This window comes from Synechococcus sp. HK01-R (assembly GCF_014217855.1).
Classification (GTDB): domain Bacteria; phylum Cyanobacteriota; class Cyanobacteriia; order PCC-6307; family Cyanobiaceae; genus Synechococcus_C.
Map to the genome: position 1 here is coordinate 479,298 of NZ_CP059059.1, position 16,356 is coordinate 495,653.

The following is a 16,356-nucleotide window of genomic DNA, read 5'->3' on the forward strand; positions in this document are numbered from 1 at the left end:
CCGCCCCCATGGAACCCACGACCAGCGAGGGGGCGCCGACACCACCACCCAGTTTCGTGAAGCTGGCCATGCGCAACATGGTGCGCAAAGGTCGCCAGAGCCTTGTCCACTTCGGGTTGACGGCCTTCGGCTTCATCGGCTTCATCCTGGTGGTCGCCTGGCTTGGGCGACCGACCCTGCCGCAATGAGCCCAACTGCGGATCCAGTGATCAGCATCGACCTCGCCTTCCAGGCCGCACCCTCAGACCTGATGGACGCCGAGGCCGATGCTCAGCTTCAGGAACGGCTCAACACCCAAGACGCTTGGGAGCTGGACTTGATCACCTGGCTCACAGCCATGCGCAACGACGCGAGCCTGGTCTGCCCGGAGGTCGTACGGACCGCAAGCGAGTTCAGCCTTGGTCTGCAGTTTTGCGATGACCCAACAATTGCCGCCCTCAACGGACAGTGGCGTCAGAAGCCCCAACCCACCGATGTGCTCTCCTTCCCTGCTCTGGAGGGGGATCCGCCGATCGGGGCCGATGCCTGCCTGGAACTCGGAGACATCATCGTGTCGGTACCGACCGCTCAACGGCAGGCTGACGAGCATGGCCATGACCTGCTGCACGAACTGCGCTGGCTCGTGAGCCATGGGTTTTTGCATCTGCTGGGCTGGGACCATCCCGACGACGCGCAGCTCAACGCCATGCTCCAGTGCCAGGAGCGTCTGCTAGCCATCAACGGTAAGGTTCAGTCCCAGGGTGAGATCAGCTGAATCAACAGATGGGATCACTGCTGCACTCCGAAGATGACCGCTCATTGACCGACGAGCTCAGCCACGCCAGCAGCCAGGCTGCCGCCAGCCACAGGGCCGCGCGGCGCGGGGCCTGGCGCATCGCCGGTGACCTGCCCGCGAGCTTCCGCTATGCAGCCCAGGGACTGGGCTACGGCTTCGTCAGCCAAAGGAACTTCCGAATCCATGTGGTGATCGGGGCGGTGGTGTTCAGTCTTGGCCTCTGGCTGCAACTGCCCACCATCCAGCTGGCCGTGCTCGTGCTCACGGTGGCGGCGGTGCTGGTGCTGGAACTGCTCAACACTGCGATCGAATCAGTGGTGGATCTGGCGATCGGTCGCCGCTTTCATCCCCTGGCAAGAATCGCCAAGGATTGCGCAGCCGCCGCCGTGCTCGTGGCAGCGATCAGCTCCCTGCTCATCGCCTTGCTGCTGCTCCTCCCTCCCTTGCTGGAGCGCCTTCACGGATAATCGCCCCCATGCTCCTGGTCATCGACAACTACGACAGCTTCACCTTCAACCTGGTGCAGTACTTCGGTGAGCTGGCCGACCAGCACCCGCTGGCTGCGGATCTGCGGGTGGAGCGTAATGACGCCCTGAGCCTGGATGAGATCCGCAGCCTCAATCCCGACGCGATCCTGCTCTCCCCAGGCCCTGGGGACCCAGACCAGTCGGGAGTCTGCCTGGAGGTCCTGCGCGAACTTTCGCCAACGGTGCCGACCCTGGGAGTGTGTCTCGGCCATCAGGCCCTGGCCCAGGTGTATGGAGGTCGCGTGGTGCGGGCAGCGGAGCTGATGCACGGCAAGACTTCACTGGTGCTGCATCAGGGTGATGGCGTGTTCGCAGGCTTGCCCCAGCCGCTCACCGCCACGCGATACCACAGTCTGATCGCTGACCGCGAGACCCTACCCGCGTGCCTGGAGGTGACGGCCTGGCTGGAAGACGGCACGATCATGGGCCTGCAGCATCGGGACTTTCCCCACCTCCAGGGCGTGCAATTTCATCCCGAGAGCGTGCTCACCGAAGCCGGGCACCAGCTCCTGGCCAACTTTCTGAAGTTGGCGGAAGGTGGCGCCCACCACTGCTAGCTTCCAGCTTCCATCGGACTCCGCCTCCGCCCATGCTTGTCCGCCCGCTGGCCTCGGCCCTGATTGCAGCAGCACTGCCCGCAGCGGCACTGGTTGGAGCAGCACAGCCCGGAGCGGCGATCGCTGGTGGCGTCACCATCACCAGCTATGGCCACAGCGCCCTGCTGATCAATGGTGGCGGCCAATCGGTGCTCGTGAACCCCTTCAAGGCCGTGGGCTGCGCCAAGGGCCTTCGGGAACCGAGGGTCAACGCCACGGTGATCCTGGCCAGCTCAGAACTGGCCGACGAGGGTGCCCGCATCGCAGGGGGCACTTTCCTCTCCAAGCCTGGTTCCTACAGGGTCGGCGGCTTGAAGCTTGAAGGCTTCGCCGCACCCCATGACCGTGTCGGCGGACGACGCTTCGGCCAGTCCACCCTCTGGCGCTGGCAACAGGGAGGATTGAGCTTCGCCCATCTGGGGGGCACCGCGGCTCAGCTCAGTGGTGAAGACAAGGTGCTGCTGGGTCGCCCGGATGTGCTGATCATCGGTGTCGGTGGCGGCGCCAAGGTCTACAACGCTGCGGAGGCCGCCAAGGTGGTGAAGGAGCTCAATCCCCGTCGGGTGATCCCCGTGCAGTATGTGAGCGGACCCACCCCTGCGGGCTGCGACCAAAGCGGGATCCAGCCCTTCCTTGATGCCATGGCCGGTACGGAGGTGCGTCGTGTTGGCACCACCCTCTCGGTTCCCACCGGCCTCGGCGATGGCACCGTCATCGATGTGATGCGCTAGTGCGTCAGCAGCAGGTCGGCGAGCCGCTGGCGGTCCGCCCCTTGCAGCAGCGCCAACAGCACCAGCACCCTCGCTTTCTGGGGGCTCAAATCTTCCGCTGGAAGCAAACCGAGCAGCTCATCATCCGACCGCGCCGGCACCCGACCCCGGCCGGTGCGTGACGTGCGAACGAGCAGCGGAACTTCCTGGAACCTCCCTTGCGCCAGGCACTTGCGCTCCAACGCCAGCCGCTCGAAACAAGAGAGCTGTCCCGCCCCGGTTCCCGCAAAGACCAAAGCATCGACACCCGCGTCGATCAAGGCCTCAATCAGTCGCGTCGACGGCTGCACATAGCCATACAGGATCTCCACCAGCGGCCAGCATTCAGGGTCCGGCATGGCCGCGAACGAGGACCGATCAACCACCAGCCCGGAATCGGTGGTGTGGGGATGGCTAGGTGTGCGGGTGAAGCGCACGCCATCACCATCGACCGTGCCAAGACGCCCGTGACCGGGGGAGCGAAAGGCTGCGACCCCGGAGCAGGCGACCTTCGTCACCTCGCGGGCACCATGAATCTCCCCATCCATCACCACGAGAACCCCACGACCAACAGCCTGGGGATGCACGGCCACCTGAAGGGCCTGCAACAGGTTGAGGGGACCATCCGCACTCAACGCTGTGGAGGGTCGCATGGCTCCCACCAGCACCACGGGCCTGGCATGACCGAGTGCGAGATGCAACCAGTAGGCGGTTTCCTCAAGGGTGTTGGTGCCATGGGTGATGACCACACCGCTGAGGCCGGGATCCTGACGGAAGGCTGCATCGATCCGCCGCAGCAGCTGCAGCCAGAGCCGATGGCTCATATCAGCGCTGTCGATGTTGGCGAGCTGTTCCACCTCCAAATCGGCCACGCAGCCGGCATCCGGCAACGCTGCGAGCAACTGCTCACCATCGAGCACCCCGGCGTTGTAATCCTCCAGGGCAAGGCGCGACTCAGCGGTGCCGGCGATGGTGCCACCCGTGCAAAGCACCAACAGACGGGGGAGGGACTGGGAGGGCCGCTCGCTCATCAGCAATCAGCCTTCAGGGACGGGGGCCTGGAGCGGCCAAGGAGACATACACCTCCCAAAAGTGCTGCATCTGCTCGGTGGTGCCGATGCTGACCCGCAGAGAACCGTCGATCTGGGGCTTACCCGCCATCGATCGCACGAGGATCCCCGCCGCGCGCAACTCCGCCTCCACCTCCGCAACGGCCCGCTGCGGCCAGATCAAGAGATAGTTCCCTCCGGCTGCGTGGAAAGAAACACCAGATCGTGTCAACTCCGAGACGATCCAGTCACGGGCCCGTATCACCTCGGCCACATAGGCATCGGTATAAGGCTGGTCCCGAAGGGCCGCGAAAGCAGCGGTCACCGCCACGCTGTTCACGTCGTAGGGACCAGTGACCCGACTGACGCGATCCACCACAGCGGCGTGACCGATCGCAAAACCGATGCGCAGGCCTGCCAGACCGGCCGTCTTGGCCAGGGAGCGCAACACCAGCAGATTGGGAGTAGCGGCGAAATCGGCGCTCGGCAACACACTGTCGCCGGTGAATGCCTCATAGAGCTCATCCACCACCACCAACGTGTCAGGGGCAGCAGCCGCCAGCGCCAGCACCTGACCCGCCTCGAGACGGGTGCCGGTGGGGTTATTCGGATTGCAGAGCATCAGGATCCGCGGCTTCCGACCTAGGGCCGAACGGATGGCATCCAGCGGAAAGACGAACCCAGGCATGCCATGGGGGATCGCCTCGATCGTCATCCCTTGCATGGCAGCGCAAGGGGCGTAGTAACCGAAGGTGGGACTCGTGGTGAGCAGCGTGTCACCGGAGGCGCCATAGGCATGGACGACGGCATGGATCGCCGCATCCACCCCGTTGAAGAGGCCGATCTGATCAACGGTCAGCGGGACACGCAAACCCGAAGACGAGGCCGCCAGATTGGCCATCAAGGCCTCCCGCAGTCCGTCGTACTCGGGATAGATGGCGATGTGATCGGCTGGAATGGCCCGGATCGCCTCCAGCACCTTCGGGCTAGGACCAACCGTGTTCTCATTGAAGTCGAGTCTCAACAAACCCCGCCGACCTTCAAGAGGAGCGCTGTAGGCCTTCAGTCGCTCCACGTCGAGACGCGCTGCAGGACCCTCTTGCCGTTGCTGCCTGGCCATCGAGGTGTCGCTCACATCCGCTCCAGGGTGGCAATGCCCAACAGTCCTAGGCCGCACTTCAACGTATCGGCCGTGAGCCTGCACAGGGCCAACCGGGAACTGAGTGTGGCCCCTTCGGCCTTGAGCACCGGCACCTGGTCGTAAAAACGGTTGAACACCTGGCTGAGCTCAAACAGATAGCTGCAGAGACGATTGGGCAGCAACTCCTCCTCCACCTCGGCGATCACGGCATCAAATTTCAGCAACTCCCTCACCAGAGCCCACTCCTGGGGCTCGCTGAAGCTCAAGCTGCCCGCCTCTGAGGCGGCGGAGGCTTCCAGATCACCACCCTTGCGGGCAATCCCCGCGATGCGCACCACCGCGTAGAGCAAATAGGGCGCCGTGTTGCCTTGGAGGGCGAGCATCCGATCAAAGCTGAACTGATAGTTGGTGATTCGGTTCTGGCTGAGATCGGCGTATTTCACCGCCGCTAGTCCCACCGTGGTGGCCACGTGCTGGATGAACGCCTCGTCCTCGCTGCGGCCCTCGTCCTCGAGGCGACGACGCAGGTCCGCTTCCGCTCGCTCGACGGCTTCATCAAGAAGATCGCGCAGGCGGACCGTGTCGCCAGCCCTGGTCTTGAGCTTCTTGCCATCGTCGCCCTGCACCAACCCAAAGGGCACATGTTCCAGACGTCCGTTCTCGGGGATCCAACCCGCACGACGGGCCACCTGAAACACACCCGCGAAGTGATTGGCCTGGCCCGCATCCGTCACATAAATCACGCGGCGAGCACCATCACCATCCGGCACTGCTGCGTAGCGATAGCGAATCGCCGCCAGGTCGGTGGTGGCGTAATTGAAGCCCCCATCACTCTTCTGCACGATCACTGGCAGCGGTTTGCCGTCCTTGCCGCTCACGCCCTCCAGAAACACGCATTGGGCGCCGTCATCGGTCACCAGGAGCTCGGCCTCTTGCAGGCCTTCAAGCACAGCCGGCAGATACGGGTTGTAGAAGGACTCACCCCTCTCGCTCAAGCGGATGTCGAGTCGGTCGTAAATCTTCTGGAATTCACGACGGGACTGATCGCAAAGCAGTCCCCAAGCTTTTAGCGATACCGGGTCACCGCCCTGCAGTTTCACCACCTCCTCGCGGGAGGTGATCTGAAACGCCTCATCGTCATCAAAACGCTTCTTGGCCTCGCGATAGAAGGCCACCAGGTCGCCGAGGTCCACCGCATCAGCGGTCTCCAGAGCGGCAGGCGCCACCTGCTTGAGATGGGTGATCAGCATCCCGAACTGAGTGCCCCAGTCGCCCACATGGTTGAGACGCAGCACCGGATGGCCACGGAACTCGAGCACCCGCGCCAACGAGTCGCCAATGATCGTGGAGCGCAAATGGCCCACATGCATCTCCTTGGCGATGTTGGGGCTTGAAAAATCCACCACCACCGGTGCCGAGTTCTCCACCAGCGGAACGCCCAGGCGGGGATCTCCGAGCCTGGTGACCACCTCCGACGCCAGCTGCTCAGGGCGAAGGGTGAGATTGATGAACCCAGGGCCCGCAATTTGGGGCTCCAAGCAGAGATCGGTGAAACCGGGGTTTGCCTGGAGCTGCTCCACGATCGCGGTGGCGATCTGCCGCGGCGCCTGCTTCAGGGGTTTCGCCAGGGGCAGGGCACCGTTGGCCTGAAAGTCACCGAACTCCGGCTTGCTGGCCGGGACCAGCTGGGGGTCGAGCGGCCGCCCGACCTCACGCGCTTGTGCTGCCGCTGCTGGAAACGCCCGTTCCATTGCTTCGCGCAGCTGGGTCTCCAGGGTGTGGGCGATGCGCAGCATGGAAGGGGAATGGGGCAGGGCCTGGCTCTGATCATCCCCCGGCGGGGGTGAAACGCATGCTCAGATCCAGCCAGCTGCTGCGCGTCACGGGTGCACTGGTGGAGATGAGATCAAGACCGCTGGCCGCATAGGCCGCGAGCGCCTCGGGCTGAAGGCCCGAGGCCTCCAGCACCACCGGTGCCGCGCCGGGGCGGGCACGCGCCTCGTCCCGCAGTCGAGGCACCAACGCCTTCAGCTCCTCCGGGCTGAACTCATCCAACAGCACCCCATCGGCGCCGGCCCGCACGGCCGCGATCGCTTCCACCTCGGTTTCCGCCTCCACAATCACAGGCGCCGGCCAGGGGGCCGAGGCGCGCACAGCCGCCATCGCCGCCTCCACCCCCCCAGCCCAGGCCAGGTGGTTTTCCTTGAGCATCGCTGCATCGTCTAAACCCATGCGGTGGTTCAAACCACCGCCGCAACGCACGGCATATTTCTCCAAAACCCGCAGCCCTGGCGTGGTTTTGCGGGTATCCGCCAACTGCACACCTGAGCCCTTCAGCTGGGCGACCAGCGCTGCGGTGGCCGTCGCAATCCCGGAGAGGCGCATGGCCAGGTTCAGGGCCGTGCGCTCCATCGCCACCAGCGCCTGGGCCTCAGCGTCCAGTTTGAGCACACGTTGCCCAGGCTTGACCAGCTCTCCCTCGTCCACCAGCAGCCGCACCCGAGCCGCAGGGTCGAGAAAGCACAGCAATGGCTCCACCAGCACGCCACCGCAGAAACGCCCCTCAGCCTTGGCGACCCAGTGAGCAGCGCCATGGCACCCGTGAAGTGCTGGAGCTGTGAGATCGCCGCGGCCAAGGTCCTCCATCAGCCAGGCCTCCAGCTGCGCGCGTAGCTGCGGGGTGATCAACAAAGGAGCCACCATCAGAGCCAACTGGTGCCAGAGGCTTCCAGGGCTTCGATCGAGGGCCAGGCCCCCCAGCCAAACAGGAGCTGGTTCAGACGGTCCATCAAGGCCGGCGTCTCCTGAAGAGCCTGACGGGCGGCCCATTCAGCCTCTTGCACCTGGTCATCGGAAAGGTTGAGAGCCTCCAGCAGGCGTCGGTAAGCGACCCGCTCAGCGGCGTTGATGGCACTGTCATCCTCTGGCCCCTGACTGCTGCACGCCATCTGATAGGCGAGAGACACCATCTCGATGCGCACATCCTTGTCCTGGAGCTGGCCGACCCAGGCCTCCAGATCCGAGGCCTGCTCAGCCTGCAAAGCCGCCAGCGCATCCTCGGGATCCACCTGCGGCAACAGGCGGGCCGACAGCTTGCCCAGCAGCGCCCTCTCTTCCGGAGCTACCTCCCCATCCACACTCGCCACCCAACACAACAACTTCAACTGAGCCTGTTGCGCGGGGTTGAGGCCAGCCAGGGGATCAGTCACCGGACACACCGAGCGAGAGGCCTTCATTCTGGGAGCCCAGCGGCCCTCACTTGCCGATGCAGAACCGGGAAAAGATCCGATCCAGCACTGATTCGGTGAGCTCCTCCCCGGTGATTTCACCAAGGCTGTGAATTGCCTGACGCAAATCGATCGTCCAGAAGTCCCAGGGCAGCCCCTCGGTCGCCACCTGTTCACTGCGGGCCAGGGCATCGGCGGCCTCCTGAGCCAGATCCGCCTGGCGTTGGTTCAGTGAGAGGAGCAAGGAGCCATCTGTCAGGGCTCCACAACGCTCCAACATGGCCTGCACCAACTCAGCCTCCCCAGCTCCGGTACTGGCACTGAGGCGGATGTCGGCAGCAGAGCCAGTCAGCCGCGCCGGGATGTCCGTGCCAGCAAGATCCACTTTGTTGCCCACCAGCAGATGGGGCACAGCGGCGGGGATGCGTTGCCGCAGCGCCTCATCCTCGGGCGTCCAGCCCACGCTCAGGTCAAAGAGGAGCAGCACCAGATCAGCACTGGCCAGGGCGTCATGACTGCGGGCGATGCCGAGCTGCTCCACCGCATCGCTCGTCGCCCGGATGCCAGCGGTATCGAGCAGGGTGATCGGCACCCCCTCCAGCACGATCTCGCTCTCCAACAGATCACGGGTGGTGCCGGGCAGGTCGGTCACGATCGCCCGCTCCCGACGGCTAAGCCGATTCAGCAAGGAGCTCTTGCCCACATTCGGACGTCCCACCAGGGCCACCCGCAGGCCACTGCGCAGGGCCGCGCCCCGTTCAGCATCCGCCACCAGAGTGCGCAGATCCCTTTGCAACGCCTGCAGCTCTTGCAGTAAGGCCGCACCATCGAGCGGGGGCAGATCCTCCTCGAAATCCACGCGCGCTTCCAGCTCACTGAGCTGATCGAGAAGTCGTTCACGCAGGGCCGTGATCCGTTGCTGAATCCCCCCGTCGACGCCGGCCATCGCCAGCTGCGCTGCCCGCTGACTGCGCGCCGCCACCAGATCACTGATCGCTTCAGCGCGGGTCAGATCCAGGCGACCGTTCAGCACCGCGCGCTGGCTGAACTCTCCCGGCAGAGCCCGGCGCACCCCGGGCTGTTCCAACACCCTGGCCAGAACACGCTGTATGGCGATCACACCCCCGTGGCAATGGATCTCCACCACGTCTTCGGCGGTGAAACTGCGCGGCGCCAGCATCAAGAGCAGGAGCACCTCATCAATCCGCTCCTCGCCGTCAGCGGCGAGCACGTGGCCGTAAAGCACCCGATGGCTCTCCCAGGGCTGGTGGCCGGGAATGCGAGTCACGGCGCGCACAGCCGCCTGAGCCTGGGGCCCCGAGAGGCGGATCACCGCGATGCCACCCTGCCCCGGGGCCACAGCCGTCGCGACGGCTGCAATGGTGTGCGGACCAGAGCTGCTCTCAGACATTGGCGCGTTGGGCCGATTTCAGCTCTCTCCTCTCTACGATCGCAAGCCACACCCTTCTCCGCAGGCGACGGACTGCACCCATGGCCCGGATGCTCCTGAAGGATGTGCAATCCAGAGTTCGACGGGCGATGACCTGGATCTGGGACCAGGAAGGCACGCCAGGACAGCGGGCGCGTGGTGTGAGCGCTGGCGTCTTCTGCGGCTGCTTTCCCTTCTTCGGGCTGCAAATCATCCTCAGCGTGGGTGTGGCGTCCCTGCTGCGGGGCAACCATCTTCTGGCCGCCGCTGCCACCTTGATCAGCAACCCCTTCACCTACGTGCCCCTTTACTGGTTCAACTACCAGGTGGGTGATGCGCTCATTGGGAACGGTCAAGGTCCTGCCCTGAACAGCATCAGTCGCAGCACGCTTTGGGAGCAGGGCTGGGGGTTCAGCTCCCGCCTACTTCTTGGTTCAGCCGTGGTGGCCACCGTGCTGGCGATCCTGATGGGAGTGCTGGCGTTCCTTGTGTTTCGACGGAATCAGGTCTCCGCCAAAACAACAAGTCATCCGTAAAGCTCAAAGCCACCGTTCCGAATCCCCAGAAACACCCCACACAGCAGCAGATTCATGGAGGCTGCTGATGCCAGAACTCAGCTCTGCCCGGTCCGCGCGATATCGAGCACATCCGCCATGGAGCGGATCTGATCCATGGTGCGCTGCAACAGGTCAGCACTGGCCAGCTCCACTCGCAAGTCGATGCGGGCCGGTTTGCCGTAGGCCGTTTTCACACGAGCATCACTGACGTTGATCGATCCATCAGACAGGCGCATCAGGATGTCTTTCAGGATGCCAACCCGATCGATCACCTCGATGCGCAATTGCACGGGGAAGCGCTGACCATTGCTGGCATTCGCCGGGTTCCAGCGCACAGGCAATCGCCGTTCGCTGGGAATTGCCTCCACGTTGGAGCACTCTCGCCTGTGAATGGTGATCCCATGGTTGCCAAGGGCCACCGTGCCCAGGATCGCTTCACCGGGGAGCGGGCTGCAGCAACCACCCAGACGGTAATCAAGACCCTCGACTCCGAGGATCGGAACGGCATCGCCGTGGTCATGGCGAGCCTGCGCTGATTCCGCCTGTTCCACCAGCTTGCGGGCCACATCCTCATTGCTGAGGGGCTGGATCTCCGCCGCGGATTGGAGACGAATTTCCTCCCGGAGCCTGTTGAGCACCTGATGAAGGGTGACGGCACCGAAACCGAGGGCCGCAAGCAAGTCGTCGGTGCTGTTCAGATTGCACCGCTCGGCGACACGGGTCATTGCTTCGCTAAGGAGCAAGGCATCGAAACCGCTCCGCCCCAGCTCACGCTCCAACAGCTCCTTGCCGCGCTGAATCGTTTCATTGCGATGGCTGCGCTTGTACCACTGGCGGATGCGATTTCGCGCCGTTGGCGTGGCCACGAAATTGAGCCAATCGAGGCTGGGGTGTGCGGTTTTACTGGTGAGAATGTTGACGAAATCACCGTTCTGCAACGGTGTTGAGAGAGGGCAGAGGCGATCGTTGATCCTCACGCCATGGCAGTGATTACCCACCTCGGAGTGAATCCGGAACGCGAAGTCCACCGCCGTGGATCCCTTGCGCAGGCCAACCACATCGCCCTTGGGAGTGAACACGAAGACCTCTTCGTCGAAGAGATCTTCCTTGATCGACGCCAGGTAGTCGTTGTGATCATCGGCGCCCCCCTCCTGCTGCCAGTCGACCAGCTGCCGCAGCCAGTTGAACCGTTCGGTATCCCCGCCTGCCGCCGGTGACCCCCCCTCTTTGTATTTCCAGTGGGCCGCAATTCCGAACTCCGACACCTGGTGCATCTCCAGAGTGCGGATCTGCACCTCGATCGGCCGATGCCGGCCGATCACCGCTGTGTGCAGCGACTGATAGCCGTTGGGCTTCGGAAGGCCGATGTAGTCCTTGAAGCGTCCGGGGATCGGCCGAAAGGTGTCGTGCACCACGGCCAGGGCCCGATAGCAGCTCTCCACATTGGGCGTGATGATGCGCAGAGCGGCCACGTCGTAGATCTCGTGGAATGCCTTCTGCTGCCGCTGCATCTTGCTCCAGATGCCATAGAGGTGTTTCGGTCTACCACTCACCTCACAGCTGCCAAGGCCCACAGCCGCCAGACGATCGCTGAGCAATTGCACAGTCACCCCGAGGCGTTCCTCACGCTCACTGCGCTTGGTGGCCACCTGCTGCTGGATCTCCCGGAAGGCTTCCGGCTCCAACAACTTGAAGGCCAGGTCTTCCAGTTCCCATTTGAAGCGACCGATGCCAAGACGATTGGCCAAGGGGGCATAGATCTCCCGGGTTTCCCGGGCAATGCGCTGACGCTTCTCCTCCTTGAGCGACCCGAGGGTGCGCATGTTGTGCAGACGATCCGCCAGCTTCACCAGCACCACGCGGATATCGCTGGCCATCGCCAAGAACATCTTGCGCAGGTTCTCCGCCTGAGCTTCGGTGCGGTTAGTGAAGTGAAGTCCCCCCAGCTTGGTGACGCCCTCCACCAGCTCACGCACCTCGGCGCCGAAATGATTTTCGAGCTGAGCGGGAGTCAGATCGGTGTCTTCCACCACGTCATGGAGGAAGCCGGCGGCGATCACTGGCGCACTGGCACCGATATCGCGCAGCAAGTCGGCCACGGCCACCGGGTGCACGATGTAGGGGTCGCCGCTGGCGCGGAACTGACCCTGATGCAACTGGAACGCGAAATCAAACGCTGCCGCCAGAAGCGCTTCGGGGTCGGTCGGGCAGCTGTATCCCTCGCCAGGGGGCACATGGGTGAGGCACTCCCGCAACCAGTCGGGCAGATCGATGCCGTAATCCTCGATCGTGCGGATCGGATGCACCCTTGGCACGGGCTGGTCGCACCCCTCTGCTGCACTGACCGCATCGGTCTGTGTCGGTTCCGGCGCAGAGGTGACGTTCAGCATCCGACCCGGCAGGGTCAATCCATGGTATTGAGTCGGGTGCTCCTGTGCTGCCATTGATGTCCAGCGGTTCTGGGTTAGTGCTGGAGCTCAAGCAGTTGAGGCTGCGCTACCCGAGCAGTGATCGCTGGACCCTGGATGGGCTGGACCTTGAGCTGGAGCCGGGGGAGCGCCTCGCCCTGGTGGGCCCCTCCGGCTGCGGGAAAAGCACCGTGGCCAGAGCTGTACTCCAGCTGCTGCCGGCCGGAAGCCAGTGCCTCGGCGGCCTGAAATTGCAGGGTCAGGACCCCAGAACGCTGGGCCGCTCAGCACTCCGGCAGCTACGCGGCGAAGCGGTGGGCCTGGTCTTTCAGGACCCGATGACCCGCCTCAATCCGTTGATGACGGTGGGGAATCACCTCCTCGACACCCTCAGAGCCCACAGGCCGGCCACTCCATCCACGAAACGGCGCAACCGGGCCGAACAGCTGCTGGAAGCGGTGGGCATCGGAGCTGAGCGCTTCGGCGCCTACCCCCATGAATTCAGCGGTGGCATGCGCCAGCGCCTGGCGATCGCTCTGGCCATGGCCCTTGATCCGCCGCTGGTCATTGCCGATGAACCCACCACCAGCCTGGATGTGGCCGTGGCGAACCAGGTGATGGGCGCTCTGCAGACGCTCTGTGCAGAGCGGGGAAGCGCCTTGCTGCTGATCAGCCACGACCTGGCGATGGCCAACAGGTGGTGCGAACGGATGGCCGTGCTCGATCAGGGGCGGGTGGCGGAGCTCAACAGCAGCCTCACCGTGCTGACAGAGCCCCGGTCCGACGTGGGCCAGCGCTTGGTGGCGGCAGCACGCCAACGGGAGGGAGGTCAGACCCCGGCGGCTCCAGAGAGCCGACTGCTGCTCCGCGTGGAGAACCTGCGCTGCTGGCACAACCTGGGGGGGCCACCCTGGGCACCCACGTGGCTCAAGGCGGTGGATGGGGTGAGCTTTGCGCTGCAGGCGGGGGAATCCCTCGGGGTGGTCGGCGGCTCGGGCTGTGGAAAGAGCACGCTCTGCCGCGCCCTCATGGGCCTGAACCCGATTCGGGGCGGGCAGGTGTGGCTCAACGGGCAGGAGCTGTTGCGCCTGCGCGGCCCCCAGGAGCAACTGGCGAGGCGTTCGATCCAGATGGTGTTCCAAGACCCCTTGGCCTGCCTGAATCCGGCCATGCGCGTGGTCGATGCCATCGCTGATCCGCTGCTCATCCACGGCTTAGCGAAACCGGCAGCCGCACGGGAACGGGTCCGGGAGCTGCTGGAACTGGTGGGCCTGACTCCGGTCGAAGAGTTTCAGAACCGTCGGCCCCGGCAGCTCTCCGGCGGCCAGCAACAGCGGGTGGCCATCGCCCGGGCCCTCGCCCTCGACCCACGGGTGCTGATCTGCGATGAGAGCGTGAGCATGCTCGATGCCGAGATCCAGGCTGAAGTGCTCATGCTGCTGCGCGGTCTCCAGGCCCGCCTTGGAGTCGCGATGCTGTTCATCACCCACGACCTCTCCGTGGCCAGTGGGTTCTGCCACCGGGTGATCGTGCTCGACAAAGGGAAGATCGTGGAGGAAGGCCGCGGTGATCAGGTGCTGCAAGCACCGGAAGCGGCAATCACCCGAAAGCTGGTGGCGGCGTGTCCCCGCCTACCCGCCGTCTGAGCACCGCCAGAAGCTTCTGCATCACAGCCGGCAACGGCGCCTCAAACAGCATCCGCTCCCGCGTGATCGGATGGTCGAGGCCGAGTTGAAAGGCGTGCAACGCCTGCCCCGGAAGCTCGATCGGCAATTTTCGGCAGCGGCTGTAGGTGGGGTCCCCCACCACCGGATGGTTCATGTGAGCGCAGTGCACCCGGATCTGGTGGGTGCGGCCGGTGTCGAGCTTGAAACGCAGCAACGAGTAATCCCCCAACCGCTCCCGCAGGCTCCAATGGGTGCAGGCATAACGCCCGCTCTCTCCGCTCACCACCGCATATTTCTTGCGATCCGCTGGATGGCGACCGATGGCGCCAACGATCGTGCCGGAATCTCCCTGGGGCACCCCATGCACCACCGCGAGGTACTCCCGAGACGCGATCCGTTTCTGGATCTGCACCTGCAGCTTCACCAGTGCCTCCTGCGATTTGGCGATCACGATGCAACCGGTGGTGTCCTTGTCGAGCCGATGCACGATGCCCGGCCTGAGCTTGCCGCTGATCCCCGGTAGATCGGGGCAGTGGTGAAGCAAACCATTCACCAGCGTGCCGTCTTTGTTACCCGGTGCCGGATGCACCGTGAGCCCCGCCGGTTTGTTGATCACGATCAGGTGCTCGTCTTCAAAGAGCACATCGAGATCCATTGGTTCCGGCTTCAGGTAAGGCAGCGGTTCCGGCGGTGGCATCCACAGCTGCACCTCATCGCCCTGGCGCAGGGGCGTTTTGGCCTTGCCGGTCTTGCCGTTCACCCGCACAAAGCCAGCATCAATGAACTTCTGAATCCGGGCCCGGCTCTGCTCGGATCGCTGGCTCACCAACCAGCGATCCAGACGCATCGGCAGGGGCTTGGGATAGGTGAGCGACACCAGCTCCCCCTCCCCTTCGCCGAAGGCCTGAGTGAAGACCTCCTCTGGCAGCGGTGGCCTCAAACCGGCAACTCCAGGGCAATGCTGCCAAGGGCCGACTTGCGGAAGTCATCCATCAGGCGCTGGCTCATTCGCGCCGTGTCGGCCGAGGTATGACGCTCTGCAGCGGCCTGCATCCAGAGGGCGGGATCAGCCGTGCCCCCAGCCAGAGGGATGCCGTAACGCGACTCCAGCAGTGGCAGAGACACCCCGGAGCCCTGGCGCTGCTCCAGCGCCGCCAGCAGACGCAAAAACGCTTGCGCGACGAGTTCACCGTCATAGGCGGCCTGACCGATGTCATCACAGAGAGCCAGGTGCAGCGCCGCTCGCTGGTCATCCAGCCGCGGCGGCAGCACGCCGGGGGCATCCAGCAGATCCAAGTCCTGCCCTAAACGCACCCAACGCAGGGTGCGGGTGACCCCAGCACGGCGAGCGCTGGCGACCACCTTCTGCTTCACCAGACGATTGATCAGCGCCGATTTCCCCACATTCGGGAAGCCGAGCGTGAGGGCCCGCACCGGCCGAGGACGCATTCCCCTGTTGCGGCGTCGTTCATTGAGCTGGTCGCCGGCGCGGATCGCTGCCTGCTGCAGCTGTTTCACACCCGTTCCAGCTTTGGCATCACACCAGACCGTGCTCTGCCCCTCTCCCTTGAACCACTGCTGCCAGGCCTCGCGCGCCTCAGCGGTGACCATGTCGCGTCGATTGATCACCAGCAGGTGCTGCTTGCCCGTGATCCAGCGATTGAGGTGGGGGTGGCCGGTGGCCAGAGGGATCCGGGCATCGCGCACCTCGATCACCAGATCCACCTTGTCGAGATTGCGCTTGAGCTGCTGCTCCGCCTTGGCGATATGGCCCGGGTACCACTGAATCGGGGGGGAACTCACGGCACGACCAACACAGGGCAAGGGGCGAGCTGAATCACCCGTGCGGCGGTGCTTTCGGTGTCTGTGTCCAGATTCACGCCGCGGGTGCCCATCACGATCACATCCACATTCAACTCGTCGGCCACATCACAGATCACAAAGGCCGGCTTGCCCTCCCGCTCGATCACCTCGCAATCGAGGCCTGCATCCGCAAAACGTTGGCGGGCCTGCTCGAGCAGCACGGCCACAGCCGCAGGGTCATGCATCTCTGGCCGCTCAGGCTGCACCACAGACAACACGATCAGGCGACTGCCATGGCTCTGGGCCAGTTCCAGGGCCTTGCCGGCGGTTTCGATCGCCTGGCGGCTCTGATCGATCGGAAACAGAACGGTGCTGAACATAACGGCCATCCCGACGCAGACCTTTCAGGCCAGTCCTAGCGAGTGCTG

Annotated in this window: 17 protein-coding genes; 7 read left to right on the forward strand and 10 right to left on the reverse strand. The window is 64.3% G+C overall.

Annotated features, from left to right (window positions below):
- The first annotated feature begins 8 nt into the window (after positions 1–8).
- The 5 genes from H0O21_RS02575 to H0O21_RS02595 are packed head-to-tail and all read left to right on the forward strand — an operon-like array spanning position 9 to position 2,629.
- Positions 9–188 carry a DUF3285 domain-containing protein gene (locus H0O21_RS02575; protein WP_185190827.1) on the forward strand — a complete coding sequence of 60 codons (180 nt, stop codon included), beginning with the start codon at positions 9–11 and terminating at the stop codon, positions 186–188.
- Complete coding sequence (gene ybeY / locus H0O21_RS02580; RefSeq protein WP_255441098.1) at positions 185–754, forward strand: rRNA maturation RNase YbeY; 570 nt, start codon at positions 185–187, stop codon at positions 752–754. The genes H0O21_RS02575 and ybeY overlap by 4 nt, the downstream gene beginning before the upstream one ends.
- Positions 755–762: 8 nt before the next feature.
- Complete coding sequence (locus H0O21_RS02585; RefSeq protein WP_131592099.1) at positions 763–1,242, forward strand: diacylglycerol kinase family protein; 480 nt, start codon at positions 763–765, stop codon at positions 1,240–1,242.
- Positions 1,243–1,250: 8 nt separating this feature from the next.
- The gene (locus H0O21_RS02590; protein WP_185190282.1) at positions 1,251–1,859 is read left to right on the forward strand and encodes an aminodeoxychorismate/anthranilate synthase component II; all 609 of its coding nucleotides are present in this window, start codon (positions 1,251–1,253) and stop codon (positions 1,857–1,859) included.
- A gap of 32 nt (positions 1,860–1,891) precedes the next feature.
- Positions 1,892–2,629 carry an MBL fold metallo-hydrolase gene (locus tag H0O21_RS02595; protein ID WP_185190283.1) on the forward strand — a complete coding sequence of 246 codons (738 nt, stop codon included), beginning with the start codon at positions 1,892–1,894 and terminating at the stop codon, positions 2,627–2,629.
- Here H0O21_RS02595 and H0O21_RS02600 read toward each other — a convergent pair.
- Genes H0O21_RS02600 through mnmE form a run of 6 tightly spaced genes read right to left on the reverse strand, consistent with a single transcriptional unit; the run spans position 2,626 to position 9,475 of the window.
- Positions 2,626–3,678, reverse strand: a complete 1,053-nt coding sequence (locus H0O21_RS02600) for an asparaginase (RefSeq protein WP_185190284.1) — start codon at positions 3,676–3,678, stop codon at positions 2,626–2,628. The two genes, H0O21_RS02595 and H0O21_RS02600, sit on opposite strands and share 4 nt — an antisense overlap.
- 13 nt (positions 3,679–3,691) lie before the next feature.
- Complete coding sequence (locus H0O21_RS02605; RefSeq protein ID WP_185190829.1) at positions 3,692–4,816, reverse strand: histidinol-phosphate transaminase; 1,125 nt, start codon at positions 4,814–4,816, stop codon at positions 3,692–3,694.
- An 11-nt stretch (positions 4,817–4,827) separates the two neighbouring features.
- Positions 4,828–6,633 carry an arginine--tRNA ligase gene (gene argS / locus H0O21_RS02610; RefSeq protein WP_185190285.1) on the reverse strand — a complete coding sequence of 602 codons (1,806 nt, stop codon included), beginning with the start codon at positions 6,631–6,633 and terminating at the stop codon, positions 4,828–4,830.
- 31 nt (positions 6,634–6,664) lie between these two features.
- Positions 6,665–7,540: a carboxylating nicotinate-nucleotide diphosphorylase gene (gene nadC / locus H0O21_RS02615; RefSeq protein ID WP_185190286.1), complete on the reverse strand. Its 876-nt coding sequence runs from the start codon at positions 7,538–7,540 to the stop codon at positions 6,665–6,667.
- Complete coding sequence (locus tag H0O21_RS02620; protein WP_236629485.1) at positions 7,540–8,046, reverse strand: TerB family tellurite resistance protein; 507 nt, start codon at positions 8,044–8,046, stop codon at positions 7,540–7,542. The genes nadC and H0O21_RS02620 overlap by 1 nt, the downstream gene beginning before the upstream one ends.
- Before the next feature lie 46 nt (positions 8,047–8,092).
- Positions 8,093–9,475, reverse strand: coding sequence for a tRNA uridine-5-carboxymethylaminomethyl(34) synthesis GTPase MnmE (mnmE, locus tag H0O21_RS02625; protein WP_185190287.1), 1,383 nt, complete (start codon positions 9,473–9,475; stop codon positions 8,093–8,095).
- Positions 9,476–9,555: 80 nt separating this feature from the next.
- Between mnmE and H0O21_RS02630 the strand changes: the two genes are divergently transcribed.
- Positions 9,556–10,029, forward strand: coding sequence for a DUF2062 domain-containing protein (locus tag H0O21_RS02630; RefSeq protein ID WP_185190288.1), 474 nt, complete (start codon positions 9,556–9,558; stop codon positions 10,027–10,029).
- Between the two features lie 77 nt (positions 10,030–10,106).
- Here the strand turns inward: H0O21_RS02630 and H0O21_RS02635 are convergent, their stop codons facing one another.
- Positions 10,107–12,440: a bifunctional (p)ppGpp synthetase/guanosine-3',5'-bis(diphosphate) 3'-pyrophosphohydrolase gene (locus tag H0O21_RS02635; RefSeq protein WP_185190289.1), complete on the reverse strand. Its 2,334-nt coding sequence runs from the start codon at positions 12,438–12,440 to the stop codon at positions 10,107–10,109.
- A gap of 56 nt (positions 12,441–12,496) precedes the next feature.
- On the opposite strand from H0O21_RS02635, the gene H0O21_RS02640 reads away from it, so the two are divergent.
- Complete coding sequence (locus H0O21_RS02640) at positions 12,497–14,104, forward strand: ABC transporter ATP-binding protein (protein ID WP_185190290.1); 1,608 nt, start codon at positions 12,497–12,499, stop codon at positions 14,102–14,104.
- Here H0O21_RS02640 and H0O21_RS02645 read toward each other — a convergent pair.
- The 3 genes from H0O21_RS02645 to H0O21_RS02655 are packed head-to-tail and all read right to left on the reverse strand — an operon-like array spanning position 14,058 to position 16,308.
- Positions 14,058–15,065: an RluA family pseudouridine synthase gene (locus H0O21_RS02645; protein WP_185190291.1), complete on the reverse strand. Its 1,008-nt coding sequence runs from the start codon at positions 15,063–15,065 to the stop codon at positions 14,058–14,060. The two genes, H0O21_RS02640 and H0O21_RS02645, sit on opposite strands and share 47 nt — an antisense overlap.
- Positions 15,062–15,928 carry a ribosome biogenesis GTPase YlqF gene (gene ylqF / locus H0O21_RS02650; protein WP_185190292.1) on the reverse strand — a complete coding sequence of 289 codons (867 nt, stop codon included), beginning with the start codon at positions 15,926–15,928 and terminating at the stop codon, positions 15,062–15,064. The genes H0O21_RS02645 and ylqF overlap by 4 nt, the downstream gene beginning before the upstream one ends.
- A complete protein-coding gene (locus H0O21_RS02655) occupies positions 15,925–16,308 on the reverse strand; it encodes a universal stress protein (RefSeq protein ID WP_131592932.1) in 384 nt (127 codons plus the stop codon). Before H0O21_RS02655 ends, ylqF begins: the two co-directional genes overlap by 4 nt.
- Positions 16,309–16,356 lie beyond the last annotated feature (48 nt).